Source organism: Pseudogemmobacter humi (assembly GCF_900609055.1).
GTDB classification, from domain to species: Bacteria; Pseudomonadota; Alphaproteobacteria; order Rhodobacterales; family Rhodobacteraceae; genus Pseudogemmobacter; species Pseudogemmobacter humi.
Map to the genome: position 1 here is coordinate 180,568 of NZ_UXAW01000051.1, position 26,222 is coordinate 206,789.

Annotated in this window: 24 protein-coding genes; 9 read left to right on the forward strand and 15 right to left on the reverse strand. The window is 68.5% G+C overall.

The annotated features are described in order from the left end of the window. The first annotated feature begins 211 nt into the window (after nucleotides 1-211). Nucleotides 212-598 carry a hypothetical protein gene (locus tag XINFAN_RS07120; RefSeq protein WP_124085795.1) on the forward strand — a complete coding sequence of 129 codons (387 nt, stop codon included), beginning with the start codon at nucleotides 212-214 and terminating at the stop codon, nucleotides 596-598. An 848-nt stretch (nucleotides 599-1,446) separates the two neighbouring features. Here XINFAN_RS07120 and XINFAN_RS07125 read toward each other — a convergent pair. The 8 genes from XINFAN_RS07125 to XINFAN_RS07160 form a co-directional block, all read right to left on the reverse strand. Then, nucleotides 1,447-1,764 carry a hypothetical protein gene (locus tag XINFAN_RS07125; RefSeq protein WP_124085796.1) on the reverse strand — a complete coding sequence of 106 codons (318 nt, stop codon included), beginning with the start codon at nucleotides 1,762-1,764 and terminating at the stop codon, nucleotides 1,447-1,449. Between the two features lie 76 nt (nucleotides 1,765-1,840). Then, the gene (locus XINFAN_RS07130) at nucleotides 1,841-3,277 is read right to left on the reverse strand and encodes a UdgX family uracil-DNA binding protein (protein WP_124085797.1); all 1,437 of its coding nucleotides are present in this window, start codon (nucleotides 3,275-3,277) and stop codon (nucleotides 1,841-1,843) included. Continuing rightward, nucleotides 3,274-4,503 carry a putative DNA modification/repair radical SAM protein gene (locus tag XINFAN_RS07135; RefSeq protein WP_124085798.1) on the reverse strand — a complete coding sequence of 410 codons (1,230 nt, stop codon included), beginning with the start codon at nucleotides 4,501-4,503 and terminating at the stop codon, nucleotides 3,274-3,276. Before XINFAN_RS07135 ends, XINFAN_RS07130 begins: the two co-directional genes overlap by 4 nt. A 119-nt stretch (nucleotides 4,504-4,622) precedes the next feature. Then, complete coding sequence (locus XINFAN_RS07140; RefSeq protein WP_233352154.1) at nucleotides 4,623-5,720, reverse strand: hypothetical protein; 1,098 nt, start codon at nucleotides 5,718-5,720, stop codon at nucleotides 4,623-4,625. A gap of 550 nt (nucleotides 5,721-6,270) precedes the next feature. Continuing rightward, entirely contained in the window at nucleotides 6,271-6,507 is a 237-nt protein-coding gene (locus XINFAN_RS07145) for a metallothionein (protein ID WP_124085799.1), read from the reverse strand. A gap of 83 nt (nucleotides 6,508-6,590) precedes the next feature. Beyond that, nucleotides 6,591-6,857 (reverse strand): hypothetical protein, encoded by a 267-nt coding sequence (locus tag XINFAN_RS07150; RefSeq protein ID WP_124085800.1) that lies wholly within the window; start codon nucleotides 6,855-6,857, stop codon nucleotides 6,591-6,593. A gap of 11 nt (nucleotides 6,858-6,868) precedes the next feature. Continuing rightward, nucleotides 6,869-7,888, reverse strand: a complete 1,020-nt coding sequence (locus tag XINFAN_RS07155) for a GlgC family sugar phosphate nucleotidyltransferase (protein WP_160144558.1) — start codon at nucleotides 7,886-7,888, stop codon at nucleotides 6,869-6,871. A gap of 275 nt (nucleotides 7,889-8,163) precedes the next feature. Beyond that, nucleotides 8,164-9,549 (reverse strand): short-chain fatty acyl-CoA regulator family protein, encoded by a 1,386-nt coding sequence (locus XINFAN_RS07160; protein ID WP_124085802.1) that lies wholly within the window; start codon nucleotides 9,547-9,549, stop codon nucleotides 8,164-8,166. A gap of 118 nt (nucleotides 9,550-9,667) precedes the next feature. Here XINFAN_RS07160 and XINFAN_RS07165 point away from each other — a divergent pair, with 118 nt between their 5' ends. Genes XINFAN_RS07165 through prpB form a run of 4 tightly spaced genes read left to right on the forward strand, consistent with a single transcriptional unit; the run spans nucleotide 9,668 to nucleotide 13,670 of the window. Further along, complete coding sequence (locus XINFAN_RS07165) at nucleotides 9,668-10,048, forward strand: acyl-CoA thioesterase (RefSeq protein ID WP_124085803.1); 381 nt, start codon at nucleotides 9,668-9,670, stop codon at nucleotides 10,046-10,048. A gap of 13 nt (nucleotides 10,049-10,061) precedes the next feature. Further along, a complete protein-coding gene (locus XINFAN_RS07170) occupies nucleotides 10,062-11,573 on the forward strand; it encodes an MmgE/PrpD family protein (protein WP_124085804.1) in 1,512 nt (503 codons plus the stop codon). 11 nt (nucleotides 11,574-11,584) lie between these two features. Beyond that, entirely contained in the window at nucleotides 11,585-12,754 is a 1,170-nt protein-coding gene (prpC, locus tag XINFAN_RS07175; protein WP_124085805.1) for a bifunctional 2-methylcitrate synthase/citrate synthase, read from the forward strand. A gap of 1 nt (nucleotide 12,755) precedes the next feature. Further along, complete coding sequence (gene prpB / locus XINFAN_RS07180) at nucleotides 12,756-13,670, forward strand: methylisocitrate lyase (RefSeq protein WP_124085806.1); 915 nt, start codon at nucleotides 12,756-12,758, stop codon at nucleotides 13,668-13,670. Nucleotides 13,671-13,841: 171 nt separating this feature from the next. Here the strand turns inward: prpB and XINFAN_RS07185 are convergent, their stop codons facing one another. Both XINFAN_RS07185 and aceB read right to left on the reverse strand, forming a co-directional pair. Next, entirely contained in the window at nucleotides 13,842-15,449 is a 1,608-nt protein-coding gene (locus XINFAN_RS07185; RefSeq protein WP_124085807.1) for an isocitrate lyase, read from the reverse strand. 80 nt (nucleotides 15,450-15,529) lie between these two features. Then, complete coding sequence (gene aceB, locus XINFAN_RS07190; RefSeq protein WP_124085808.1) at nucleotides 15,530-17,152, reverse strand: malate synthase A; 1,623 nt, start codon at nucleotides 17,150-17,152, stop codon at nucleotides 15,530-15,532. A 157-nt stretch (nucleotides 17,153-17,309) separates the two neighbouring features. On the opposite strand from aceB, the gene XINFAN_RS07195 reads away from it, so the two are divergent. Continuing rightward, nucleotides 17,310-18,743, forward strand: a complete 1,434-nt coding sequence (locus XINFAN_RS07195) for a helix-turn-helix domain-containing protein (RefSeq protein ID WP_124085809.1) — start codon at nucleotides 17,310-17,312, stop codon at nucleotides 18,741-18,743. A gap of 157 nt (nucleotides 18,744-18,900) precedes the next feature. Here the strand turns inward: XINFAN_RS07195 and XINFAN_RS07200 are convergent, their stop codons facing one another. Continuing rightward, nucleotides 18,901-19,398, reverse strand: coding sequence for a YciE/YciF ferroxidase family protein (locus XINFAN_RS07200; protein WP_124085810.1), 498 nt, complete (start codon nucleotides 19,396-19,398; stop codon nucleotides 18,901-18,903). 360 nt (nucleotides 19,399-19,758) lie between these two features. On the opposite strand from XINFAN_RS07200, the gene XINFAN_RS07205 reads away from it, so the two are divergent. The 3 genes from XINFAN_RS07205 to XINFAN_RS07215 all read left to right on the forward strand — a co-directional run bounded on the left by XINFAN_RS07205 (nucleotide 19,759) and on the right by XINFAN_RS07215 (nucleotide 21,931). After that, nucleotides 19,759-20,391, forward strand: coding sequence for a sigma-70 family RNA polymerase sigma factor (locus tag XINFAN_RS07205; RefSeq protein WP_233352155.1), 633 nt, complete (start codon nucleotides 19,759-19,761; stop codon nucleotides 20,389-20,391). An 81-nt stretch (nucleotides 20,392-20,472) separates the two neighbouring features. Then, nucleotides 20,473-21,528: an SDR family oxidoreductase gene (locus tag XINFAN_RS07210; RefSeq protein ID WP_233352156.1), complete on the forward strand. Its 1,056-nt coding sequence runs from the start codon at nucleotides 20,473-20,475 to the stop codon at nucleotides 21,526-21,528. A 76-nt stretch (nucleotides 21,529-21,604) separates the two neighbouring features. Then, nucleotides 21,605-21,931 (forward strand): hypothetical protein, encoded by a 327-nt coding sequence (locus tag XINFAN_RS07215; protein WP_124085811.1) that lies wholly within the window; start codon nucleotides 21,605-21,607, stop codon nucleotides 21,929-21,931. A gap of 27 nt (nucleotides 21,932-21,958) precedes the next feature. Here the strand turns inward: XINFAN_RS07215 and XINFAN_RS07220 are convergent, their stop codons facing one another. The 4 genes from XINFAN_RS07220 to XINFAN_RS07235 all read right to left on the reverse strand — a co-directional run bounded on the left by XINFAN_RS07220 (nucleotide 21,959) and on the right by XINFAN_RS07235 (nucleotide 26,220). Then, nucleotides 21,959-22,438: a hypothetical protein gene (locus tag XINFAN_RS07220; RefSeq protein ID WP_124085812.1), complete on the reverse strand. Its 480-nt coding sequence runs from the start codon at nucleotides 22,436-22,438 to the stop codon at nucleotides 21,959-21,961. 81 nt (nucleotides 22,439-22,519) lie between these two features. Continuing rightward, nucleotides 22,520-23,017 carry a superoxide dismutase family protein gene (locus tag XINFAN_RS07225; protein WP_124085813.1) on the reverse strand — a complete coding sequence of 166 codons (498 nt, stop codon included), beginning with the start codon at nucleotides 23,015-23,017 and terminating at the stop codon, nucleotides 22,520-22,522. A gap of 59 nt (nucleotides 23,018-23,076) precedes the next feature. Next, the gene (locus XINFAN_RS07230; protein ID WP_124085814.1) at nucleotides 23,077-24,438 is read right to left on the reverse strand and encodes a cytochrome c; all 1,362 of its coding nucleotides are present in this window, start codon (nucleotides 24,436-24,438) and stop codon (nucleotides 23,077-23,079) included. A 12-nt stretch (nucleotides 24,439-24,450) separates the two neighbouring features. Next, a complete protein-coding gene (locus tag XINFAN_RS07235) occupies nucleotides 24,451-26,220 on the reverse strand; it encodes a GMC family oxidoreductase (protein WP_124085815.1) in 1,770 nt (589 codons plus the stop codon). Nucleotides 26,221-26,222: the final 2 nt, after the last annotated feature.

Genomic DNA, 26,222 nt, shown 5'->3' on the forward strand with positions numbered 1-26,222 from the left:
TGGCCGCGGATCGCGGCGCTGTCCCGGCCCCGCCTGCGTCGCACTTCTGCTGTGGCCCGAAGTTTACCCGAAGCAGCGGCCCCGGCCTGCGCTTCGGGGGCATTGTGAACGGACGGTATCCAAAGCCGTATCAGGACGGCTTTCGCCTGTGCGGCGGTGCGATATGCCGCGACGACGAGGGCCTGCCGTGCCGCGCCCCGGCGGGATGCGCATGAAGACCGGCACGAAATGGCTTGCCGCCGCGGAGGTCGCCACCCTCGCCCTGACGCTCTGGCTGCTGCGCGACCGGCCGGATGGCGACGGCCTGCCTGCGCCGGATCCCCGGCGCCAACGGAAGGGCGCCAACGGAAGGATCGGGGCGGTGGACATCGACACCGCCGCCCGCAGCGGGGTCTGGCTGAGAGAGGTCTTCGTCGCCGAGAAACAGGTGCTGGCGCGGATGGACACCACCGGGGCTGGAGGCCAGCCGGGCCGAGACAGAGGCGCTGATCCGCCGCGCCGGGATCGTCATCGGCACCGCCGAACGCATCGCCGCGTAGCGCGAGGCCGGGAAAGCCGCCGCCGGGGCCAATGTCGCATTGCAGCAGGCCCGGCTTGAGGCCGCTCGGGCCTCGCCCGGATTACGACCGGGATTGATGCCGCCAGCCTGATCGCGCAAGGCTCCGGGGTGCGGCTGGTGACGGATGCCGCGCCCGAGGGCTATCCTAGTCGGGGTCCCTCCTCGCCGATGTGGCGCAGTTCTCTCCTGCACCGTCGAGGCCGACGAGGAGCAGCTGAAGCTGGCCTTCCGAATCCGCGCCCGGATGCCGCCGGAGCTTTTACGAAAACATATCCGCCAGGTGAAGACCGGCCTGTGCGGCATGGCCAGGCTGCGGCCCGACCCCGCTGTGCTTTGGCCCGGCTTCCTTCAGCGGAACCTTTGCCTGTGCTGCACGCGCTCGACGGTGTGAGGCTGGAGATTCCGGCCGGGGTGATCGGGCCGGACGGATGGGGAAATCGGGCCTGCTGGCGCTGATCCTCGCCGGGTCCGCGCTGATCCGCGAGCGAGAATAAGGCACCATCGGGCATCTGCTGGTGATGCCGGTGACGACTTTGGAGATCGCGACCAGGAAGATCGTGGCGGTCGGCCCCGTGATCCATCTCGGCTGGCTCTTCGCGCTGGAAACCGTCGGCGGCTGACTGCACGGACCGCCTTGCTGCCTCGTTTGCGCTGTGCATGGCGGGGACGGTGCCGCTGTTCGGGATCCTGATGACCTGGTGCTTCGGTTGCTCAGATCCCGCGCGAGCCGATGCCGGAACTCATGCCGGCCGCGCCGGACACCCATCACCTCGCGCTGTCGCAGGCGGTGCCGTTTTCGCGCTTTCCTGAAATAGCGGCCCGCGGGGGAGCGCCGCGGGCCGCCGGTGGCGGGAGGGGAGGGAGGACCCGTCCCGCCGGAAAAAGGCTCAGCGGCGACCGCCCGAGGCGAACATGCCGCCCAGCACGAGGCCCGCCGCCAGACCCAGAAGGCCCACGGTCGAGAGCACCGTCGCGGTGGTGACCGGATTCTCGCGCGCCACATCGGCGGCGGCATGGGCCTGATCACGCACCTGGCGGGCCACCTGACGGGCACGGCCGCGGCCCTCCTCATAGGCGGCCTCTGCCTCGTCCAGCGCGTTCGAGGCGCGCGAGGCCAGCGATTTGCTCAGTTTCGTCACCTCGCCTTTCAGATCCCCGATCTGTTTTTCCAGTGTCGCGCGCAGATCCTCGGTAACATCGGCCATGGCAGACTCCTTTCCGGTTTCGCGGGAACAACGGGCAAGGCGCGCGCATGGTTCCGGCCGTTGACGCAGCGTCACTTCAGCCCGGCGGCGGGTTGCCCATCGCGAGTGCCGTGGCCAGATCGGCGGCAAGTTCGCGCTGCGCCTGATCGCGCAGCCCCCGGTCTGTCAGCCGCAGCAGGCGCGCGGGATGCCAGGAGACCAGCACCGGCCCGCCGTGCAGCCCGGTCTCCACCCGGCCGCGGCGCGGCCCGAGCGGCGCGTCGCTGTCGGTCAGTGCGAAGGCGGCCGAGGCCCCGAGCGCCAGCGTCACGCGGGGCCGAATGAGGCCGAGTTCCAGCCCCAGCCACCAGCGGCAATGGCGGATCTCGCCCGCGTCGGGGTTCTGATGCAGCCGCCTCTTGCCGCGTGGCGCGAATTTGAAATGTTTCACCGCATTGGTCAGCCAGATCTGCGCCGGATCGATCCCCGCGCTTTCCATCATTCCGCGCAACAGTTGCCCGGCGGGGCCGGTGAAGGGGCGGCCCGCCAGATCCTCGTGATCGCCGGGCTGTTCGCCGACGATCATCAGCGCGGCCCCGGGGTTGCCCTCGCCCCAGACCGTCTGGGTTGCCGCCTCGCAAAGCGCGCAGCGGCGGCAGGCCATGGCTGCCGCGCGGGCCTCCTCCAGCGTGTCGGGCAGTTCCGGCGTCTGTGGCAGGCTGCTGCGCCAGCGGGTCGAGACCGTGGCCGCGCCGGGGCGCGGGTCTGACGCCCCCGCCTCGCGCATCCGCAGGACGCGCGCCTCGGCATCCTTCAGCATGTCGGGGATCAGCCGGGTCTCGGGCAGGTTCTTCCAGTATTTCTTCGGCATCTCGGATCGCATCGCGGTCAGCTTGATCCGGGCCGGGTTGAAGATATTGGCGAAATAGGTGGCCCAGAGGGTTTCCGACGCATCCTCGGGCAGGTCGGGCTTTGCTGCCCCCGGGCTGAACCCGACCGCGCCGCCGGTGAAGTGCGCGGTCAGGCGCGGGGTGGCGATGGTCCAGTCCATATCGGTGAAGCGTTTGGCGAAGAACCGGCTGCCGGGTTCCAGCGTGTTGTGTTCGGGCTCGAACCAGGCGGCGAAGCACCGGCGCGGACCATCGCCCGGCACTTCGCGGAACCGCACGAAGGCGTGCATCTTGTGGATATCGCGGCCGACCGATTTCGCCATCAGGTTCAGCCGGCGGCCCAGAGGATCGGCCTGTGACAGCGGAGACTCGCCGGCATCGAGCCGCCACAGCGCGCGGTAGAGCAGGCCGAACCGCGCGGGATCGGAATGCCAGATCACCGAACCGGCGAGTTTCAGGAACGCGGGCGGCACCAGCGCCTGATGCGGGCCGGGCGCCCCGGGCAGGGGAGGGGCGGCGAACAGCCCGCCCGAACCGTTCCAGTCGATCAGATCGGGGGTGATGCGATGGCTGATCGCGCGCCGCGCGGCCTCGCGCCAGGCTTCATGTGCGCCGTGGTCGGGCAGGGCGACGGCGTAGCTCACAGCAGGGAAAGCTGTTCCGGCGGCGGCGCAAACCGCGCGCGCAGACCGGCGCTGTCGGTCAGGCCCCGGGGCGACCAGCCGGGCAGGCTGACGAAGGGCCGGGCCTTCTTCATCAGCGCCCCCATCCGCGCCAGATCCTCATAGCGCAAGGCGCGCCCGCGCCGCGCGGCAAGGATGCGGTCCACCGTGCGGGTGCCGAAGCCGGGGACGCGCAAGAGCATCTCGCGCGGCGCCCGGTTCACGTCCAGCGGGAACAGCCCGCGGTGCTGCAAGGCCCAGGCGAGTTTCGGGTCCAGTTCCAGATCCAGATGCCCGGCCACCGCGCCGGAGGCGATCTCGTCGGTGGTGAAGCCGTAGAACCGCAGCAGCCAGTCGGCCTGATACAGCCGGTGCTCGCGCAGCAGCGGCGGTTTGATCAGCGGCAGCGCGGCCGAGGCGTCGGGGATCGGCGAAAACGCCGAATAATACACCCACCGCAGCCGGTAGCCGGTGTAAAGCCGGGTGGCGCTGGTCAGGATCGTCACGTCATCGGTGCCGTCGGCGCCGACGATCATCTGCGTCGATTGCCCGGCGGGGGCGAAGCGGCGCGGTTTCCTGCCGGTATGGCTTTTCTCTTTCGCGGCCTCGCCGGCAAGGCGGACCTGGGCCATGGCGGCGCGGATGGTCTCGGGCCGCTTCTCGGGCGCGAGTTGCCGGACGCTGGCGTCCTGCGGCAGTTCCACATTGATCGACAGCCGGTCGGCGTAAAGCCCGGCCTCGGCGATCAGCTCGGGCGCGGCGTCGGGGATGGTTTTCAGATGGATATAGCCGCGAAAGCCGTGGTCTTGCCGCAGGGTCCGGGCGATGCGGACCATATCGGCCATGGTCTGGTCGGGTGAGCGGATGATGCCCGACGACAGGAACAGCCCCTCGATGTAGTTGCGGCGGTAGAATTCCAGCGTCAGCGTGACGACCTCATCGACCGAGAACCGCGCGCGCTCGACATTCGAGGACACCCGGTTGATGCAATAGGCGCAGTCGAAGATGCAGAAATTGGTCATCAGGATCTTCAGAAGGCTGATGCAGCGCCCGTCGGGCGTATAGGCATGGCAGATGCCGCTGCCGCCCGACGAGCCGATCCCGCCCCTGGTCGCGTCGCGTTTCTCGCCCCCGCTCGAAGCGCAGGAGGCGTCGTATTTCGCCGCATCCGACAGGATGGCGAGCTTGTCCCGAAGTGTCAGTGCCATGGGCGGCAGGGTAAATGTTCCCCTAATGTTCGTCAATTCCTTCGCGGGGGCGCGGGGAAGATGTGAACGGAAAAACGGCCCCCGGGGGGGGGGGCCGTTCCGTCTGGCTTTGCGGTTGGTCAGAACCTGTAGGTGAAACCGCCGAACAGCCGCCCCTCGTCGCGGTGGCGCCCGCCGCGCACCGCGCCGCTGACCGCGGCCACTGCGGCGACCAGGGCGGCGGCGGTCAGCAGGAAGGCCGAGAGGATCGCGCTGACGCGCGCGGTCTCGGCGGCGTCGATCGCGGCCTGTTCGGCCTCGGCGGCCAGACGCGCGGCTTCGGCGCGGGCCTCCTGCACCGCCTCGACGGCCTGTTCCACCCGGGCCTCGACCTCGGCCTCGGACTGGCCGCTGCGCTCGGCGACCGCCCGGATCAGGAAGGCGCGGTCCTCTTCGGAAATCTCGCCGGTGCGCAGCACATTGCCGAGGATGATGCCGGTCTGGCGCGACAGTTCCGCCGGATCGGCGGCCGGAGCGGCAGGGACCGGGGCCGCAGGGACTGGGGCCGCAGGCGCGGGAGCCGGGGTGACGGCCGTGCCGGATTCCGGGGTGGCCGGGGCCGGGGCCGGGGCTGCGGGCGCGGCCGCGCCTTCCTGCACCCCGGACAGCGCCGGGCGCATCAGCGTGCCGCCGATATAGTCGAGCAGCCCTTCATCCGTCCCGCCCGACACCGCCCCGCCCACGGCCGAGGCCGCGCCGCCGAGCGCCGATCCGGTGGCCTGGGCCACGCCGCCCACGGCGGAACCCACCGCCGTCGCCGCGGTGCCCACCGCAGAGGCCGCGCCGCCGATGGCGCCCGCGGCCATCCAGGCGGTGACGAGCATCCCCACTCCCCAGACCACGAGGCCGTTGATCCCGTCGCGCGCCGACACCTCCTCGGCCGAGGCGTCGTCCAGCCGCCGCCGCATCCGTCCGGCCACATAGCCGCCGGCGAGGTAGCTCGCGACCAGCGAGATCACGATCCAGATCGCGGTGACGATGAGCCAGAGGCTGAACGACCCCTCGCCCGGTTCGGCAGAGATCGTGGTCAGGCCGAGCGCCGCGCCGAAGGCGGTGAACAGCCCGGCGATGGCGGCGGCAACGACTGCGCCCCCCAGCACCGCCGGCCAGTCGATGTAAGAGCCCGGAAGCTCCCGGCGCGGCGCGCTGGCGGCGGTCATGGTTTCAGTGCGTTCCATCACCGGCCCTCCTCAGCGCAGACCGAGAAACGACAGGATGGCGAGAACCACGACCACGAGGCCGACAAGATAGATGATGCTGTTCATTTGACTTCCCTCAGAAGGGGCCGGTTATGGCATTGTCGGAACGGCCGGGCAGCGGCCGCGGTGAAGGGGCGCCCGGGATCAGAACCCGGAAACCGTGACAAGGTTCCGCGCCGCTGCGCTCCGGCGGGTGGACACCGGCAAGGCGCCCGCAGGACAGGCGGGCGTTGCCGCGCTTGTCCGCAGCGTCTGTGGGCGGAAACGGCCGGGCATGAGGCCGCATTTGTCGGGCCGCGGCGAGAGCCCTGCGCCCAATGCGCCACCGGTGCCGTGGACCAGAGAGGCGGCGACGCCCGGGGCGCGGGCTGCTGGAAACGGGCGATGATCTCTTGCCGCCGCGGCAAATTTCTCGCCGGTCCGGCCCCGCCTGCGGGAAGGCCTGGAGAGCGGCCTCCGATCCGGCCGGGCAGAGATGCGTGGAGAACGGGCGGGGACCGGAGCCTCCTGCGGCCCCGGCGCGGGGCCCTCAGTCCACCCGGTCCGTCATCCCGGGGACGCCTTCGCCTTCGGCGCAATGGGCGCAGCAGAACATCGTGCCGTTCTTCTCCATCCCGTGGCCGATGATGCGGCAGCCGCAATGCGCGCAGCGCGGCGCCAGTTTCTCGATGGCGCATTCAAAACTGTCGAAGATATGAGTCTCGCCGCCGATCAGGATCCTGAAGGATTTGTCATAGTCGTTGCCGCACTGGCTGCATCGGGCCATATCCGCCTCCCATAGCTGGTGGTTTCCATCGGGCAACCTGTGGCGCGGCGGTTTGTTCCAGGATCAGACCGGAGCAGACGGGATCAGACCGGGTCCGGGCGGTCCTGCGACAGATCGGCGATCGCCGCGATCTCGTGCAGTTCGTCCGACAGCGCCAGTTCCAGCGCCAGCCCGTCCGCAGGCACCGCGCCGGGATCCTCCTGCCCGTCCGAGAGCATCTCGCGCCCGGTAAGCCAGGTGCCGATTTCCGCCCGCACCGCCTCGGGGCTGGCGGAAAGCAGCCGCGCAAGCAGTTTGCGGTGGGCGATCAGCCGCCCTTCCAGACTGGCGATCAGATTTTCCGTTTGCATGGGGTCCCCGTTCAAAATCCCGCCGCGGCGGCGGTGGCAAGCATTTCGGCGGTGACCAGCGTGGTCCCGCCGGGCGTCACGCGAAACAGCCGGGCATCCTGTTCGGGATCCTCGCCGATCACCATCCCGTCGGGCACATGCGCCCCCGGCGCGATGATCGCGCGCGAGACATGGGCGCGGGGGCTGACACTGGCCCCGGGCATGACCACGCTGTCACCCATCCCGCGCAGCACCCCGGCCCCGGCGCCGGTGTTGAATCTCTGCGCCATGGCGGGCGGCAGCGGCAGACTGCACGGCAGCCCGGGGCCGCTGATGAAATCGAGCCAGGCCAGCCGGAATGTGTCCAGACAATCCAGCCGCCGCCAGTAAAGCCCGGCCTCGCCCGCGTCGCGCATCTGCAATCCCGCCTCGCGCGAGGCCGCCATGATCACCTGCTGCGGCAGATCGGCCCCCGCTCCCGGCAGGCGCGCGAGACAGGCGCGGAACCATTTCCAGTTGAGCACCACCATGCCGATCCCCGCCCGCGCCCCGCCGTTCAGCGCCGCGATCCAGTCGGTGAACGGCCCGGCCCCGCCCGCCTGATGCGCGCCCAGCGTCACCAGGTTGCGCCCGGCCTGATGGAAGGCGATGAGCCCCGCGATGTCGGATTCGCAGATGTGATCGGCGGCGAGCAGCAGCAGATCGTCGGGGTCCACCCCCTCAATCAGCGCCAGAAAGCGGTGCAGCGCGCCGTAATCCTGCTGCCCGGCGCAGGCATGGCCGCCGAGGCAGGCAATGCGCCGGAACGAGGGGCGCCAGACCCGGCGGATATGGTCGCGCAGGCTGGAGCGGGGCAGGCCGGGTTGCAGGACGATCACCTCGCGCAGTCCGGCGCGGGCGAGGTTCGCCAGCTGGAAATCCACCACCTTCACCCCATGCGCGAAGGGCAGCGCCGCGCTGCATTCGGTCTCGGTCAGTTCATGCAGCGCGTCGGGGTGCCAGGGCGCAATCAGCAGCGCCAGCTCCCGGCGCGCAGAGGTGGGGGCGATCATGGCAGCCTCCATCGGCAGGGAAACGGCGGAAAGTGCAATCCGGCGACAGGGCCGGAAACCAGGGACAGGGTTCATCTGAGGGAACCGCCGGTAAAACCCGGGGCGCCGTAAAATGTTCCCCGCCGCGCCGCGAAATCCGGGCGACCTGGCCTGCGCGGAACCCGGGGCCCCGGACGCCCGCCTCCTGCCAGTCCGGTGAGCGGCCGCTCCTCCTGTTGCCGGGGCCGGAGCTGTTGCCCGCGTTTCCCTGCCGGGCAACGGCCTGCCGGCAGATTTCATCCCGATCCTGAATATGGGGCGAAGCGGGCCTCGGCGGGGGTGATGGTCAGCGGGCGGCCGAGCGTGGGGAAGGCGCGCTGCGGGCAGCCCTGGCGCTCGCAGAGCTTGCAGCCGGGGCCGATCTTCACCGCGCGGTCCGCGCCCTTCAGGTCGAGGTCGCGGGCATAGACCAGCCGGTCGGCATGGCTCAGGTCGCAGCCCAGAGCGACGGCGAAGGTCTTTTCCGGCGCGCCGAACCCGCCCGAGCCGTGGCGGACCTGGCGCGCGATCCACAGATAGCTGCGGCCGTCGGGCATCTGGGCGATCTGGCGCAGGATCTCGGTCGGGCGCGCGAAAGCCTCGTAGACGTTCCAGAGCGGGCACGAGCCGCCGATCCGCGAGAAGTGGAAATCGGTCGCCGACTGGCGTTTCGAGATGTTCCCGGCGCGGTCCACCCGGATGAAGAAGAACGGCACGCCGCGGGCGCCGGGGCGTTGCAGGGTCGACAGCCGGTGGCTGGTGGTTTCAAACCCCACGCCGAAACGTCCGGCGATCAGGTCGATGTCGTAGGCCAGTTCCTCGGCCGCCGAAAGAAAGCGCCGGTAGGGCATGATCAGCGCGCCGGCGAAGTAATTCGCGAGCCCGATCTTCAGCAGGCTCTGGGCTTCGGGCACAAGGCCGGTTTCGGCGGCCAGCCGGGCGATGGCCTCGCCCTGTTCCAGAAAGGCGAGCTGGGTGGCGATCTGGAAGGCGCGCTGGCCGGGGCCGAGATGGGCGGCAAGGGAAAGGACGCGGCTGTCGGGATCGAAGCGGCGCAGCACCGTGCCGGGCTGATCCGAGATGCGGATGCCGTGGCGCCCGGCCAGCCGGTCGATCAGCCCGGGGATCATCCGGCCGATGGCGAGGCTGTCGCCGATCGCCTCGGCGGCCTCGTCAAGGTCCGACACATAGTTGCGCCGCTCGCAGAACCAGTCGCGCACCGCCTCGAACGCGGCGGGGCTGGTCAGGCTGCCGCTTTCGGTCAGTCGCCCGGCCAGCAGGTCGGCGCGCTCCGAAGTCTCGCGCAGGCGGCGCTGCATGGCGGTGATGCAGCGCGCCACTTCGGGCATGTTCGAGGCGATCTCGCGCACCTCGGCCAGGCTGACCGAGGCGCCCTGATCGGCAAGCGCCGCGCGCAGATCGGTGATCAGCCGCGCCTCTTCGGCATCCGAGAACAGCTGCACATCGAGGCCGAAGGCCGCGTTCAGCCGCACCAGAACCGGCACCGTCAGCGGGCGGATGTTCTGCTCAAGCTGGTTGAGATAGCTGGGGCTGATGTCCAGCGCCCGCGCAAGCGCCGCCTGCGTGAGGCCGCGTTCCTCGCGCAACCGGCGCAGACGGACGCCCATGAAAGTCTTGCTCATCTTCGCAACCTTCGCAATTCGCAGGGCGTTTCTTCACAATGATACGCATTTTCAGTAGTTTAAATGCAATGTTGATCTGTGAAAAGGTGCCTTTGCCAATCTTGCAAAGGTCCGACAGATGCCCGCCGAGTCCGAGATCCGCACGATCGAACTGATCCTGCCCGAACAGGCCAACCATTACGGAACGCTGTTCGGCGGCCATGCGCTGGCGCTGATGGCCAAAAGCGCCTTCGTCGCGGCGGTGCGTCATGCGGATTGCGCGGTGGTGATGGCGCGCTCGGACCGGGTGGATTTCGCCACGCCGATCCGGGTGGGCGAGATGCTGGAACTCGTGGCCCGCGTGGCCCGCACCGGGCGCTCGTCGATGACGGTCGAGGTCGAGGCCACCGCCCGCTCCATCGGCGGCGCGGGCGCCCGAACCGCGCTTTCGGGGCGGTTCGAGATGGTGGCGGTGGATGGCCAGGGCCGCCCGCGCGCTGTCGGCACAGAAGTTTCTTGAGAAGGAAAAGACCATGATTACCCACGAGCTGCGCACGTATAAATCGGCCGAGCATCTGCCGCGCGAGGCGCAACTGGCCTGGAAGATCGCCGAAGTGGCCGCCGATCCGGTTGCGGTGGAGCCGGGGGTCACCGCGATGATCATCAACCGGATCATCGACAACGCCGCCGTGGCCGCGGCCTCGGTCGCGCGCCGTCCGGTCGCCTCGGCCCGGGCGCAGGCGCTTTGCCATCCGATGCGCCCCGGCGCGACGGTGTTCGGCCTGACGCCCGAAACCCGCGTCAGCCCGGAATGGGCGGCCTGGGCGAACGGCACCGCGGTGCGCGAGCTCGATTTCCACGACACGTTTCTGGCCGCCGACTACTCGCACCCCGGTGACAATATCCCGCCGATCCTCGCGGTGGCGCAGCACACCGGGCGCTCGGGCGCCGATCTGATCCGCGGTCTGGCGACGGGCTACGAGATCCAGGTCAACCTCGTGCGCGCCATCTGCCTGCACGAGCACAAGATCGACCATATCGCCCATCTCGGGCCGTCGGCCGCCGCCGGGATCGGCACGCTGCTGAACCTGCCGGTGGAAGTGATCTGCCAGGCGGTGCAGCAGGCTTTGCATGTCACCACCACCACCCGCCAAAGCCGCAAGGGCGAAATCTCGTCCTGGAAAGCCTTTGCCCCCGCCTTCGCCGGCAAGATGGCCATTGAAGCGGTCGACCGCGTGCTCCGCGGCGAAGGCGCCCCCAGCCCGGCCTGGGAGGGCGAGGACGGCTTCATCGCCTGGCTTCTGTCCGGCCCGAATGCCCGCTATCAGGTGCCGCTGCCCGGCCCCGGCGAGGCGAAACGCGCGATCCTCGACACCTATACCAAGGAGCATTCGGCGGAATACCAGAGCCAGGCGCTGATCGACCTCGCGCGCCGGATGGGGCCGCAGATCGGTGATCTGTCGCAGGTGGAAAGCATCGTGATCCACACCAGCCATCACACCCATTACGTGATCGGCACCGGCGCGAACGATCCGCAGAAGATGGACCCGAAGGCCTCGCGCGAGACGCTCGACCATTCGATCATGTATATCTTCGCGGTGGCGCTGGAAGACGGCGGCTGGCACCACGAGAAGAGCTATGCCCCCGAACGCGCAAACCGGCCCGAGACCGTCGCGCTCTGGCATAAGATCTCGACCACCGAAGACCCGGAATGGACGCGGCGCTACCATGCGCGCGACCCGAAAGAGAAAGCCTTCGGCGGCCGCGTTGTGGTGAAGCTGAAGGACGGCCGCGTGATCGAAGACAGCCTCGCGCTGGCCGATGCGCACCCGGACGGCGCCCGCCCCTTCGGACGCGAGAATTACGTGAAGAAGTTCCTCACCCTGTCGGACGGCGTGATCGCAAGTGCGGAACAGCAGCGCTTCCTCGATGCGGTCGAGAATCTCGCCGCGCTGAAGGCGGGGGACCTCGCGGCACTGAACTTCACCGTGGGTGCCGACCGGCTTGGCCCGGCCCGGCCCGCCGGCATCTTCGACTGGAAATAAGGGGAAAAGAGATGAGCGGTTCCGCTTTGAGACCGAAGAAATCCGTCGCCCTGTCGGGGGTGGTGGCCGGGAACACCGCGCTTTGCTCGGTCGGGCAAAGCGGGAACGACCTGCATTATCGCGGCTTCGACATTCTCGACATTGCCGAGGCCTGCGAATTTGAAGAGGTGGCGCATCTTCTGATCCACGGCACTTTGCCGACCGCATCGGAACTGGCCGCCTACAAGGCGAAGCTGAAGGCGTTGCGCGGGCTTCCCCTCGCCGTGCGGCAGACGCTGGAGGCCATTCCGGCCGCGGCGCATCCGATGGATGTGCTGCGGTCGGGCGTGTCGGCGCTTGGCTGCGTGCTGCCCGAGGCGCATGACCACAACATCCCAGGCGCGCGCGACACCGCCGACCGGCTGGTGGCGGTGCAGGCGTCGATGCTGCTCTACTGGCATCATTACGCACAGAACGGGCGGCGGATCGAGGTCGAGACCGGCGACGACAGCGTGGCGGGGCATTTCCTGCATCTTCTGCACGGACACCCGGCCGACGAGGCCGGGGTGCGCGCGATGCACACCACGCTGAACCTTTACGCCGAGCATGAGTTCAACGCCTCGACCTTCACCGCGCGCACCATCGCCGGGACCGGCTCGGACGTTTACTCCTGCATCGCCGGGGCCATCGGCGCGCTGCGCGGCCCGAAACACGGCGGCGCGAACGAGGTCGCCTTCGAGATCCAGAAGCGTTACGCCTCGCCCGATGAGGCCGAAGAAGACATCCGCCGCCGGGTCGCGGCGAAAGAGGTGATCATCGGCTTCGGCCATCCGGTCTATACCATCGCCGATCCGCGCAATGTGGTCATCAGGCGCGTGGCGCGGCGGCTGGCCGAGGCCAAAGGGTCGGTGAAGATGTTCGACATCGCCGGGCGGATCGAGGCGGTGATGGCGGAAACGAAGCAGATGTTCCCCAATCTCGACTGGTTTTCGGCGGTGTCCTATCATCTGCTGGGTGTGCCGACGGCGATGTTCACCCCGATTTTCGTCATCGCCCGCACCGCGGGCTGGGGCGCCCATGTGATCGAGCAGCGGCTCGACAACAAGATCATCCGCCCTTCGGCCAATTACACCGGGCCGGAGAACCGCGCCTTCCTGCCGCTGGCCAGCCGCGGCGGGTTGCTGACCGGGCCGGAGGCGTGACATGCCCTATCTGATCGCTGACGAGCAACCCGAGGCCCCCGCCGGCGCGCGGTTCCGCGCCGCGCTGGCCCGGCCGGACATCCTGAAACTGCCCGGAGCGCACAACGGCCAGGCCGCGCTTCAGGCCAAAGCCGCCGGGTTCGGGGCGCTGTATCTTTCCGGCGCGGCGATGACGGCCAGCATGGGCCTGCCCGATCTGGGCATCATCACCGTGGACGAAGTGGCCTTCTTCATCCGCCAGATCGCGCGCGCCTCGGGTCTGCCGCTCTTGGTGGATGGCGATACCGGCTATGGCGAGGCGCTGAACGTCATGCACATGGTCCGCGTCTTCGAAGAGGCGGGCGCGGGCGCCGTGCATCTGGAGGACCAGCTTCTTCCCAAAAAATGCGGCCATCTGAACGACAAGAAGCTGGCCTCTGCCTCCGACATGGCGGCCAAGGTGGCGGCGGCGGCGCGGGCGGCGCGGCATCTGGTGGTGATCGCGCGCACCGATGCGGCGGCGAGCGAGGGGATCGAGGGCGCGGTTGCGCGGGCGAAGCTTTATGTCGAGGCCGGGGCCGATGCGATCTTCCCCGAGGCGCTGACCAGCGTCGGGATGTTCAAAGAGGTCCGCGCCCGGCTGCCGGGGGTGAAGCTGCTGGCCAATATGACCGAGTTCGGCCGCACCCCCGCCCTGACCGCGCAGGAGTTCCAGGAACTCGGCTATGACATGGTGATCTGGCCGGTCTCGTCGCTGCGGGTCGCCAACAAAGCGCAGGCGAAACTTTATGCGACGCTGGCGCGCGACGGGGCGACCACGGCGATGATCCCCGAGATGCAGACCCGGGCCGAGCTTTACGACATGATCGGCCTGAATGCCTTCGAGGCGCTGGACCGTTCGATCGCGCGTTCGGTGGTGCCGGACTGGCAGGGCTGAGGCCCGGCCTCTGACAGGAAGATGCGGCGGGGCCTTCCGGTCCCGCCGCTTTCTTTTACACCAGAAGAAACGCCGCGCCCGAAGGCGCGGCGTTTCCCGGTGGACGGGGGAGGGTGGCGATCCCGGCCCGAAAGGCGGCCCGCCCCCGACACACCAGCCCGGCCCCGTCCGCTACTCGGCAGCGAACTGGTTCATGGTGTTGGCATGGCCCCCCGCTTTCAGCGCCCGCTCGCCCGAGACCATCTCTTTGAACGTGTCGCCCAGATCCGAGCCGACCTCGTGCTGGTGCTTCACCGCCGAGACGCCACGGCGGATTTCCTCGCGCTGCACGGTTTTCACATAGGCCAGCATCTTCTCTTCGCCGAAATAGCCGCGGCTCAGCTCATCGACCGATTTCGCGGTCAGGTGGAAGGTTGGCAGCGTGATCAGGTTGTGGAAAACGCCGGCGCGGGCCGAGATGTCGGTCTGGAACCGCTGCAACCGGGCGTCGGCCTCGCGGCCCAGATCGGTCGCGTCGTAATCGGCCTTCATCAGCTCGTTGCCTTCGGGGTAGTCGGTGGCTTTGATCCGGCCCTCGGCCAGCCATTGCTCGCGGACCTGACGGCGCAGATTCAGCGTCCAGTTGAAGCTGGGCGAGTTGTTGTAGGTCAGTTTCGCATTCGGCACCGCCTCGCGGATCTCGGCCACCATGCCGGCGATCTCGTCCACGTTCGGGGTGTCGGTCTCGATCCACAGAAGATCGGCGCCGCCTTCGGTCAGGTTGGCGATGCAATCCTCGATCACCCGCGCGCGGCCGGTGCCCTCTTTGAACGGGAACAACCCGTTCGGCAGGCGGGCGGGTTTCACGAACTCGCCGTCCCGGAAGATCGCCAGCTCGCCGTCGCGGATCGGGTTTTCCGCGGTGATGGCCTCGGTTTTCAGCCATTTGATATATTCGGCCGCCAGATCGCCCGGGCGCTGGCTGACCGGCACCTTCTGCGTCAGACCCGCGCCGAGGCTGTCGGTGCGCGCGACGATCACGCCCTCATCCACGCCAAGCTCCTCGAAGGCGAGGCGGCAGGCGCGCAGCTTCTCGATGAAATCCTCGCGCGGAACGGTGACCTTGCCGTCCTGGTGGCCGCATTGCTTGGCGTCAGAGACCTGGTTCTCGATCTGAAGGCAGCAGGCGCCGGCCTTGATCAGTTCCTTCGCCAGCAGATAGGTGGCGTGCTCGTTGCCGAAGCCCGCGTCGATATCGGCGATGATCGGCACGACATGGGTCTCGAACCCGTCGATGGCGGCGATGGCGGCCTGGCGCTCTTCCCCGGTCTTCGCGGCTTTCAGCGCCCGGAACAGGTCGTTGATCGCCACTTCGTCGGCCTGGCGCAACGAGGTGTAGATCTCGGCGATCAGATCGGCGACGGCGGTTTTCTCGTGCATCGACTGATCGGGCAGATGGCCCCAGCGGTTGCGCAGCCCGGCGACCATCCAGCCGGAAAGATAGACATAGGTGCCCTTCGCGGTGCCGCGCATCCGCCTGACCGCCTTGATCATCTGCTGGGCATGAAAGCCCGACCAGCAGCCAAGGCTCTGGGTGAATTTCGAGGCGTCGGCGTCATAACCGGCCATATCGGCGCGCATGACCTTCGCCATGTCGCGGGCGATGTCGAGATGGCTGTCCCAGGAGTTTTGCAGCCTGAGCTGCACGATGTCGTCGACCGAGACGCCGCCCGGGGTCTGGCCGGTGGGATAGCGGCGCGACACCTCGCGGTGGAGATCGGCAAAACTTTTGCGGGCCATGGGTTTTCCTTTTCTGACAATGGGATGGGGGATGGCGGGCAGTGGCCCGCCAAAGGGGGAAAGCGTGCGGACAGGATCCATCAGTCCAGCGCGTTCAGAAGGTCATAGGCCTGGTCGGTGATGAAATCGGGCAGCACCTCGGCGGTGGCGGCCTCCAGGACCAGGCGCGCGGCGCTGGCGTAGTGGCCTTTGTGGAAGCCGCCCGGCCCGACGCGGTTCAGGATCGCGACGATCTCTTCCTGGACCAGCGCCGCCAGCCATTCGGCCGAGAGCCGCGCGCTGTCGCCGTCGGCCAGTTCGACCGTCGTGCCGTGGCGCAGCCATTGCCAGAGCTGCGCGCGGGCGATCTCGGCGGTGGCCATGTCCTCCATCAGCCCCCGGATCGGTACCGCGCCGCGACCCGAGAGCCATTGCGCAACATATTCGATGGCCACGGCGATGTTGCCGCGCAGCCCGGCCCCGGTCACCTTGCCTTCGTGCGGCTTCAGCAGCATGGCGGGTTCGATCCGCCAGTCCTGGCGCGGGCGGCGGATCTGGTTCGGCCCCGGCATGGCGGCGTCGAACACCTCCATCGCCACCGGCACCAGATCGGGATGGGCGACCCAGGTGCCGTCGTGACCAAGCTCCGCCTCGCGGTTCTTGTCGGCGCGGACCTTCGCGAAAGCCTCCTCCGTCGCCTTCGCATCGCCCCGGACCGGGATCGCCGCCGACATGCCGCCCATGGCGTGGATGCCGCGGCGGTGGCAGACCTTGACCAGCCGCGCCGCATAGGTGGCGAGGAAGGCGCGGTCCATCGTCAGCTGCGCCCGGTCAGGCAGGACATAGGCGGCGTGATTGCGCAGGGTCTTGATATAGCTGAAGATATAATCCCACCGGCCGCAGTTCAGCCCGGCGATATGGTCGCGCAGCTCCCAGATGATCTCGTCCATCTGGAAGGCGGCGGGCAGGGTTTCGATCAGCACGGTGGCCTTGATCGTGCCCGGCTCCAGCCCGGTCTCTCCTTGCGCGAACAGGAAGACATCGTTCCAGAACCGCGCCTCGTCGTGGCTCTCGATCTTGGGCAGGTAGAAGAACGGCCCGCGCCCGGTGGCGGCCAGCGCCCGGCCGCAATGGAAGATCAGCAGCCCGAAGTCGAACAGCGCCGCCGAGACCGGCTGGCCGCCGGTCAGCACATTGGCCTCGGTCATATGCAGCCCGCGCGGGCGGGGGATCAGCAGCGCCGGGTTACGACCGACGAGATAGCATTTGCCGGTTTTCGGATCGTCGTATTCCAGCGTGCCGTCGCGATAATCCAGCATATTGGCGTGGCCGGCGATGATATTGGTGAAGCCGGGGGCGGTGGCGTCCTCGAAATCGGCCATGAACACCTTCGCGCCCGAGTTCAGCGCGTTGATGATCGTCTTGCGCCCGACCGGGCCGGTGATCTCGACCCGGCGGTCGCGCAGGGCCTCCGGCACCGGGGGCGCCTCCCAGATGCCCTGACGGATGTCTTTGGTTTCGGGTAGGTAGTCGGGCAGCTCGCCACGGTCGATGCGCTCCTGGCGGCGGGCGCGGGCGATCATCAGCGCATGCAGCCGCAGCCCGAAACGCGATTGCAGCGCGGCGACGAAGTCCAGCGCGGCAGGGGTCAGAACCTGGGCCACGCCCGGAACCTCGCGCAGGATCACGGCGGAAAGCGGGGTGGGCGGGCGGTCGAGCGGCATGGCATCCTCCGGGGTGACTCGGGTGTAAGGTCACTATGGTAATGTCATGCTGCATGTGCATTATATATTTGTAATCAATGGGTAATACTGTAAAATCTGTCATGCGCTTACGGCAGTTTTTGTAACTTTTGTCACCAGCGGCAGACAAGGATGGAAGATGGCGCGCGGCGAAAAGCTGATCATCGGGCAAAGGCTGCGGGTGCTGCGCCAGTCACTCGGGCTGACCCAGGGCCAGATGGCGGCCGAGCTTGGCGTCTCGGCCAGCTATATCACCCTGATCGAGGCCGATCAGCGCCCGGCCTCGGCGCGGCTTCTGCTGAAACTGGCCGAGGTCTATGATCTGAACATCGCGGAACTGGCGCCCTCGGCCGATGCGCAGCTTGCGGCGGATTTCGCGGCGGCGCTGAAGGATCCGGTGCTGGAGGCGGGCGCGTTGTCCAGGGCCGAGACCGAAGCGGTGCTGCAAGCCTCGCCCCGGATCGCGGCGGCGTTTCTGCGGCTGCACGACCGTTACCGCGAGGCGGTGCTGCGCCCGCTGGCCGAGGACAATCCGATGACCGACCGCGACAAGGTCGAGGCCCTCAGCGAGGGTTCGCGCCCGGTCGGGGCGGTGCGGGCCTGGTTCTACCGCCACCGCAACCATGTGGACGCGCTGGACCGCGCCGCCGAGGCGCTGGCGGCGGAACTGGCGCTGCACCGCAACGAGCCGCATGTGGCGCTGTCGGCGCGGCTGTCGGCCCATGGCATCCGCACCCGCATCCTGCCCGCCGACGTGATGGGCGACCAGCTGCGCCGCTTCGATCTGCACCGCAAAGAGCTGATGCTGTCGGAGCTTTTGCGCCAGTCGAGCCGGCGGTTCCAGATCGGTGTGCTGCTGGCGCGGCTGGAGCAGGAGGGGCTGATCGCGCGGCTGGTGGAGGATTCGGGCCTGGCCGATCCTGCGGCGGTCAGTCTGCTGCGGGTCAGCCTGGCGAATTATTTCGCCGCGGCGCTGGTGATGCCCTACGGCCGCTTCCTCGCCGCCTGCGAGGCGACGCGCTATGACGTGGAACTGCTTTCCCACCGTTTCGGCACCAGTTTCGAGCAGGTCGCGCATCGCATGTCCACGCTGCAACGCGACGGCGCGCGCGGCATTCCCTTCTTCTTCGTGCGGGTGGACCGGGCGGGGAACATCTCGAAACGCTTCTCGGCGGGGCGGTTTCCGTTCTCGCGTTTCGGCGGCACCTGTCCGCTGTGGAACATCCACGCCGCTTTCGAGATGCCCGATCAGGTGCAGACCCAGGTGATCCGCATGCCCGAGGGCGCCAGCTATTTCTCGGTGGCGCGCACGGTGACGCGGGCCGGAGGGATGCAGGGCCAGCCGGCGCAGCGCCTGGCGATCGGCCTGGGCTGCGACGTGGCCTATGCGCCGCGGCTGATCTACGCCGACGGGATCGACCTGACGCGCATCCGCCCGGTCGAGATCGGGCTGAACTGCTATCTGTGCGAGCGCCGCGACTGTAGCGCCCGCGCCCATGCCCCGATCAACCGCCCCCTTGCGGTCAACGAGCGCGAACGCAGCCTCGCCATCTTCCGCTTCGGAGAGGCGTGACGCGACGGCCGGTTCAGGGGCTGGCCGGAACTCTCCGTCCCCGCGCTGCGCCGCTTCCCGCGGCTGCCACCCGAACGGACGGCTCTGTCCGGGCAGAGCCGTCCGGGGCGGCGGCGCGTGGCCCGCAGGGAGGGGGCGGGCGCGCGCCGCCGTCCGATCAGGCGGCTTCGAGCGCCGCCTGATTGACCGAGGCATTGGCCAGATCGGTCAGCGCCGTATCCGTCGCCTCTTCTTCGGACAGGGTTTCCTGAAGGATTTTCGCGATCTGCTTCTGGCCGAGCAGCTCGGCCCAGTTGCGCAGCGTGCCGTAGCGCGAGATTTCGTAATGCTCGACCGCCTGGGCAGAGGCGACGAGGCCCGCGTCCAGCGCCGGGGCGCCTGCGAAGGATTCCAGCACCTCTTCGCCCTCTTCGATGATGCCCTCGATCGCCGGGCAGGTCTTGCCGCGCGCGGGCTTGCCGAGGATGTCGAACACCTGTTGCAGGCGCTCGACATGGGTCTGGGTCTCGTCGTGATGCTTCTCGAAAGCCGCGCGCAACTCCGGCGCCCGGGCGCCGCGCGCCATCTTCGGCAGGGCCTTCAGGATCTTGCGCTCGGCGTAATACACGTCCTTCAGCAGATCGAGGAAAAGATCGTCGAGGGTGCGGGTCTTCATGACATCACTCCTGTGTCTGAGGGGATAGGATCGTGCGGCAAGAACCCCTGCCGTCGGGGATTGTTCCGCTTATCCGGCGTGGCCGCGGGATGAGCGATTCCCCGCCGGTGCGGCGCATTCCCCGGGCCGGAACCGCCCCGCCCCCGGATCGCCAGGGAACAATGTCGCCCGGCGCGGCTTTTTAAAGCGTGGCCCGGTCAGGCGAGCACCGCCGGGAATGGCCGGGGGAAAGGCCGGGAGGCAAGCCGCGCAGCTGTCCGCGGCCAAATGTCGGCGGCGGAGGCCCGCCTTCGTCCGTCTTTCGCGCCGCAGAGCAATGCCCGCATCAACGGCGCCTTCAGGGCGTCAGGGAGATTACGCATGAGCGACCGCATGACCGGCGCCGGGACGAGAGGACCGTCCCCGCCGAACGGCCTGCCGGGAAGGGCCTGGCAGGGGAAATCCCCGCGGCCGGTGGCGGCGAACGGCAGGCCCCGGGACCGGGGTTTCGCCCGCCGCGAAGACACCGGCTGCAATGAGGAAATCGTCGGTCATATCCCGGCCCTGCGCATCTTCGCGCGGTCGCTGTGCCGCAATCCGGTCGAGGCGGATGATCTGGTCCAGGAGACCCTGGTGCGCGCGATCGGGAACATCCGCCTGTTCCGCACCGGCACCAATCTGCGCGCCTGGCTCTTCACCATCATGCGCAACCGCTTCTATTCCAACTGGGCCAAACGCGCGCGCGAGCGGACCGGCGACGGTGATTGCGTGTCGTCGATCCCGGTGGCGTCCGGGGACCGGCAGTTCTGGCATATCCGGTTGCAGGAGATGGAGCGCGCGCTGGCCGCCCTGCCGGTGCATTACCGCGAGACGATCATCCTCGTGGCGGTGCTGGGCGAAAGCTATCTCCAGGCGGCGGAAATCCTCGGCTGCGACATCGGCACGATCAAAAGCCGGGTGAACCGCGCCCGCGTCGCCCTGCGCGACAGGCTGGGCGATGTGACGCCCGACTGAGGGGCGCCCTGCTGAGGTCGCTGGAACAAAGCGCCGGCGCCGCGGGTTCCCGGATCAGATCCGAGATCGAGGAGAGACCCGATGCCCGAGCAGCAGCTTCCCCCCGTCACCCCTAATGCCAGCCTGCGCGAACCCGCGCCGGGCGTGATCGACCAGCGTCAGGGCCAGGTCGATCCGGCCGGACGTCACCGCGAAGACCCCGACGCGCGGCCCGACAGTAATACCAGACAGCCCGGCGGAGGCGCGGCTCTGGTCGCGGCCCACGGCCACGGCCCGGTGCATCCGCATTATCCGAAGCCGCCGTTCCCCGAGCAGACCCAGGAACTGCCCGGCAGCTTCCGCCGGATGGAGCCGCGCCCCGATCATGGCGAGGAAAGCTGGCGCGGCGCCGGGCGGCTCGATGGTATGGTGGCGCTGATCACCGGCGGCGACAGCGGCATCGGCCGCGCCGTCGCCATCGCCTATGCCCGCGAGGGGGCCGATGTGGCGATCTCGTTCCTCGAAGAGACCGAAGACGCCCGCGACACCGCCCGGCTGGTGGAGGAGGCGGGCCGCCGCGTGCTGTTGCTGCCCGGCGATATCGCCGATCCCGACCATTGCCGAGATATCGTCGCGCAAGTGGTGCGCGGGTTCGGACGGATCGACATCCTCGTGAACAATGCCGCGCATCAGGAGACCTTCGAGGATCTGGAAAGCATCCCCGACGAGGAATGGCAGCGCACCTTCGCCACCAATATCCATGCGATGTTCTACCTTGCCAAAGCGGCGGTGCCGCATATGGCGCCGGGCAGCGCGATCATCAACACCGCCTCGATCAACGCCGACAAGCCGAACCCGACGCTGCTGGCCTATGCCACCACCAAGGGCGCGATCCAGAACTTCACCGGCGGGCTGGCGCAGATGCTGGCCGAACAGGGTATCCGGGTGAACTGCGTCGCGCCCGGCCCGGTCTGGACGCCGCTGATCCCTGCCAGCATGCCGGGCGGGAAGGTTGCGAAATTCGGCGCGAACTATCCGATGAAGCGCCCGGCGCAGCCGGTGGAGCTGGCCTCGGCCTATGTGATGCTGGCCGAGCCGATGTCGAGCTATGTCTCGGGCGCGACGCTGGCGGTGACCGGCGGCAAGCCGCTGATCTGACGGCACGGGTTCCTGCGGGGAACAAACCGGGCGGCGGGGGCGTTGGGTCACAGTCCCCGCCGTAAAGGAGTAACCGATGTCCGCCCCCCAGACCAATCTCGACCGGCAGCGCAAAAGGCATCGCGGGCCGCTGATCGGCATCGCGCTGGTGACGCTGTTCGCGCTGGCGGTGATCGTCTACTGGCTGTTTGAAGAGGTGGCCGGGTCCGATCCCTCCGCCCCGGCCGGAACCGGGGCAGGCACCGTGAACGAGCCCGCGCAATCCGGGATCCCGGCCGATGCGCTCGGCCCCGAGACGCAGACCGGCATTCCCGGCACCACGACCGCACCGCCCGCCCCCGCGCCGGAGCCGCAGGAAAGCGCCCCGATGCCGAACACGCCGCAGGAACTGACGCCGGACTGACGCTCTGAGGCCGTGGCAGGCGTCAGGTCATGCGCGGCCCATTGAGCGCCTGTTCAACAGCCCGAGCCTGGTGTCCGCCGGGCAGATTTTCAGCGCCGGGATCCGGGCCTGCCGGCTCCTCAGAAGGTCTTCCGCGCGCTGACGTTCCAGCGCCCCGCCGAGGGCGATGGCCAGCGCGCGGAGCCTGTCTGGAACGGGTTCGGCCGCGATGGCTGCGATCAGGCAGCGCGTCTCTTCCCGCAACGCATCGGCCCCTTCAGGTCCCGCGGCATCGGCCGGGGGATTTTCCGATGCCCCGATCCCCTCCCCGATCCCCTCGCGGGCGGGTGATGCGCAGTTTTCGTTCCTGAACATGCCGCATTCCCGGCGGGCTGAAGCCTGCCGGCCCCTGACGGTTTTTTCCTGGCGGATAATCCGTCCGGGCCGATCATGAATGCTCAAACACGCGGAATGGGGGGTGCCGTCGCCATATGGCGGCCCCGGAAAGTGAGGGGCCACCATGTCCATCGGCTGTTTCACGGTCCCGGGCGGGCACCCGCCCGGGAAGGTCTGTCCTGAACCGGGGCGCCGCCGGTTTGTTGCCGCCGCCTATTCGATCACGGCGCAGGCCAGCCGGTCTCCGGCGCCGCCGGTCGGCTGGCTGTGGTAATCGTCGGCGCCCGCATGGATCATCAGTGCCCGGCCGCGGATCGAACTCTCGCCTTCGGCCAGGGTGACCCAGGGGTTGAACACTTCGGCACGGGCGAAACCATCGGCATCGGTGCGGATATTCGGCATGTCGCCCGCATGGGGGCCGTTTTCGGCCAGAACACCGTGATCGGCGCCGGCCGGGTTGAAATGGCCACCGGCGGATTCGTGTCCGGTCTCATGATCGCAGGTGCCGGTCTCATGGATGTGAAAGCCCAGCCACTGGCTGGCGGGCAGCGCCTCCACCTCGATACGGATCAGCACGCCCCCGGGCGCCGCGGTCAGCGTCGCGGTGCCGGTGGCGGTGCCTTCGGTATTGATAAAGCTGGCGGTGCCGTCCTGAGCGAGGGCGGGCAGCGCCAGCGCGCAGAGGCCAAGGGTGCAGATCAGGTGTTTCATCGTCTTTCCTCCGTCTGATGCGATGAGGGAACCGGCGCGGGCGGGGGTTGTTCCCGGGCTCAGCGGGTCTGGGGCCGGTCCTCGCGGCGGATGCGCGCCACCTCATCCGCGCTGACCGGGGCGGCGTCATTGCCCCAGGCCCGGCGCAGGAAGCTGGCGAGTTCGGCGATCTCGGCATCATCCAGCCGCCCGGCGTAGCCCTGCATCACCAGGGGCATCGGCCGCGCTGCGGTGCCCGGCACTTCGGCCCCGTCGAGGATGATCGAGATGAGCGGCGTGATCTCGTCCGAGACCACCAGCGAATTGCCCTGCAACGCCGGGAAGATCTCCGGCGAGCCGCGCCCGGTCGAGAAATGGCAGGCGGCGCAGTTGTCGACATAAAGCCGCGCGCCGAGCGGCATGTCGGGGCTGACCGCGCTGAGAAGCGCCTCGGTCGCGGCGCCCGCCGCATCGGCCTCGGGCGGCATCAGCGCGGCGGGGCCCATGGGTGCCACGGCCTCGGGCGGGTCGTGCGGCTGGCCGTCCAGCGCCTTGAGGAACCGCGACAGCGCGATGATGTCGTCCTGGCTCAGATATTGCAGCGAATGTTCCACCACGAGGCGCATCTCGCCATTCGCCGTGGTGCGGAAGTTGCGCCCGGTGGCGAGGAGGGCGGCAAGCTCCGACACCGGCCATTCGCGAAGCACGCTCTGCGGCCCGCGCAGGGGGGGTGCCTCCCAGCTCTCGATATGGCCGCCGGTCAGAAAGGCGGGGTCGTCGGCGGTGATCCCGTCCTGGCCCATGTAAACCGTGCGCGGGCTGTGGCAGGCGGCGCAATGGCCCGGCCCCTCGGCCAGATACTGGCCGCGGTCCAGCGCCGGATCGCCCATGGTGCCGGTGAAGCCGCTGTCGTGGTTCAGGGTCAGCCAGTTCAGCACCCGGATGCCCCATCTCTGGTTGAAGGGGAAAGGCAGCTCGGGCTCGGGAACCGGGTTCCGGACCGGCGCCACCTCCTCCATGAAATAGCCGTAGAGCGCGCGGATGTCGCGCTCGGTCAGCATGCGGAAATTCTCGTAGGGCATGGCGGGGTAGAGATGCGCCCCGTCGGCGCGGAGCCCGTCGATCAGCGCGGCGCGGAACTGATCGAGGCTCCAGTTGCCGATGCCGGTTTCCGGGTCGGGGGTGATGTTGGCGGTCCAGATCCGGCCCATCGGGCTCTCGATGGCCCGCCCGCCGGCGAAATCCGCGCCGCCGTCTGCGGTGTGGCAGGCGAGGCAATCGCCCGCGCGCATGGCGTATTCCCCGGCGCCGGGCGCGGGCGTCCAGCCGGCGGCCAAAGCCTCGGAGGGCGGCGTGCGCTGCACCGGGATCAGGATGATCCCCGCGACCGCCAGCGCGGCAAGAAGGACGAGAGCGGCGAGGATGCGGAACAGAGTTTTCATCATCCGCCCCCCTCAGACCAGAGGGCCGGGGTTCGGCAGATACTGCCGCCGGATCGCATCGGCCGCCCAATAGGCCAGCCCGCCCACCAGCCCGGTCGGGTTGTATTGCGTGTTCTGCACGAAGGCCCCGGCGCCCATGGCGAAGACATTGTGCTTGTCCCAGGCCTGGAGGTAGCGGTTCAGCGGCCCGCCCTCGGGCGTCGCCGCCATGATCGTGCCGCCGGTGTTATGCGTGGTCTGATAGGGCCGCACGTCGTATTGCGCGCCCTCTTCCTTGTAGCTGTGGCTGACCAGATCGGGCTGCATGGCGGCGGCGAGGGTCTCGATCTTTCCGCGCAGGAAATCGTTCAGCCGCAGCTCATTGGGGTGCCAGTTGAAGGTGATCCGCATCAGCGGACGGCCGTGGCGGTCGCGGTAGGTCGGATCCAGATCGCAGTAATGCCCGCGGTAGGACATGACCGAGCCGTGATGCGAGATGCTCATCTCATGGCCATACCATTCGGCGATGGCGCTTTTCCAGCCGGCGCCCCATTGCGGTGTGTCGTCGGGCAGGGGCATCGAGCGGATCGGCTGGCCGTTCGTTTGCGCCGAAGAGATATAGGCGCCGCCGATGAAACCCTCGGCCCCGAAGTCGATGGCGTTCATGCCGAAATCGTCGATACAGGCGCCATTCACCCCCGAGCCGACGAAGGGGTTGAAATGCTCGTCCCTGAAGAACAGCGAGGTCGAGCCGGTGATCTGATAGGCGTAGTTCTTCCCCGTGGTGCCGGTGCCGCTGACCGGATCGTAGGGTTCTCCGATCCCCGAAAGCAGCATCAGCCGCGTGTTCTCGATCTGATAGGCGGCGAGGATCACGATGTCGGCGGGCTGGAACACCTCTTCGCCGGCTTCCTCGTCGAACCAGGTCACGCCGGTCGCGCTGCGCCTGTCGGGGGCCATCTCGACGCGCAGGACCTCGGCCCCGCTGCGGTGGCTGAAATTCGGCTTGCGAAAGAGCGCCGCGAGGATCGTGGTCTGCGGCGAGGATTTGGAATACTGGTAGCAGCCGTAACGCTCGCAAAAGCCGCAGAAATTGCAGGCGCCCATCTGCATCCCGTATTCGTTGACGTAGGATGTCGAGGCATTGCCCCCGGGGCGGGGGAACGGGTGGTAGCCCATGGCCCGCGCCGCTTCCGAGAATTTCACCCCGTTCCAGGTCAGGGGCAGCGGCGGCATCGGGTAATCGCGCGAGCGCCGGCCCTCGAACGGATTGCCGCCTTCGCGGATCTCGCCGTTGATATTGCCGGCGATGCCGGAAATCCCGGCCACCCGCTCGAAACGGTCGAAACAGGGCTCCAGCTCGTCATAGGTGACGGGGTAGTCACCGATGGTCATGTCTTCGGGGATGATCTCTTCGCCCCAGTTCTCGCGGATATGGCTGCGCAGCTGCATCTCGACGGGCTGCGGCCGCCAGGTCTGGCCGTTCCAGTGCACGCCCGAGCCGCCCACGCCGTTCCCCAGCAGGAACGAGCCCCATTTGCGCATCGGCCGCGCGGTTTCCTGAAGGTTGCGCCGGATCGTCACCGTCGACTGGCGCGGGCTGAGCATCAGCTTGTGGCGCTCGCCGTAGCTCAGTTCGTCGATCATCTCGGGGTAGCGCAGTTCGGGCACCGTCTCGCGCCCCGGGCCGCGTTCCAGCGCCAGGATCTCCAGCCCCTCTTCGGCCAGTTCCATCCCGAGGATCGCCCCGGTCCAGCCGAGGCCCACGATCACCACGTCTTTCTTCGGATCCTGCCGGGCCATGC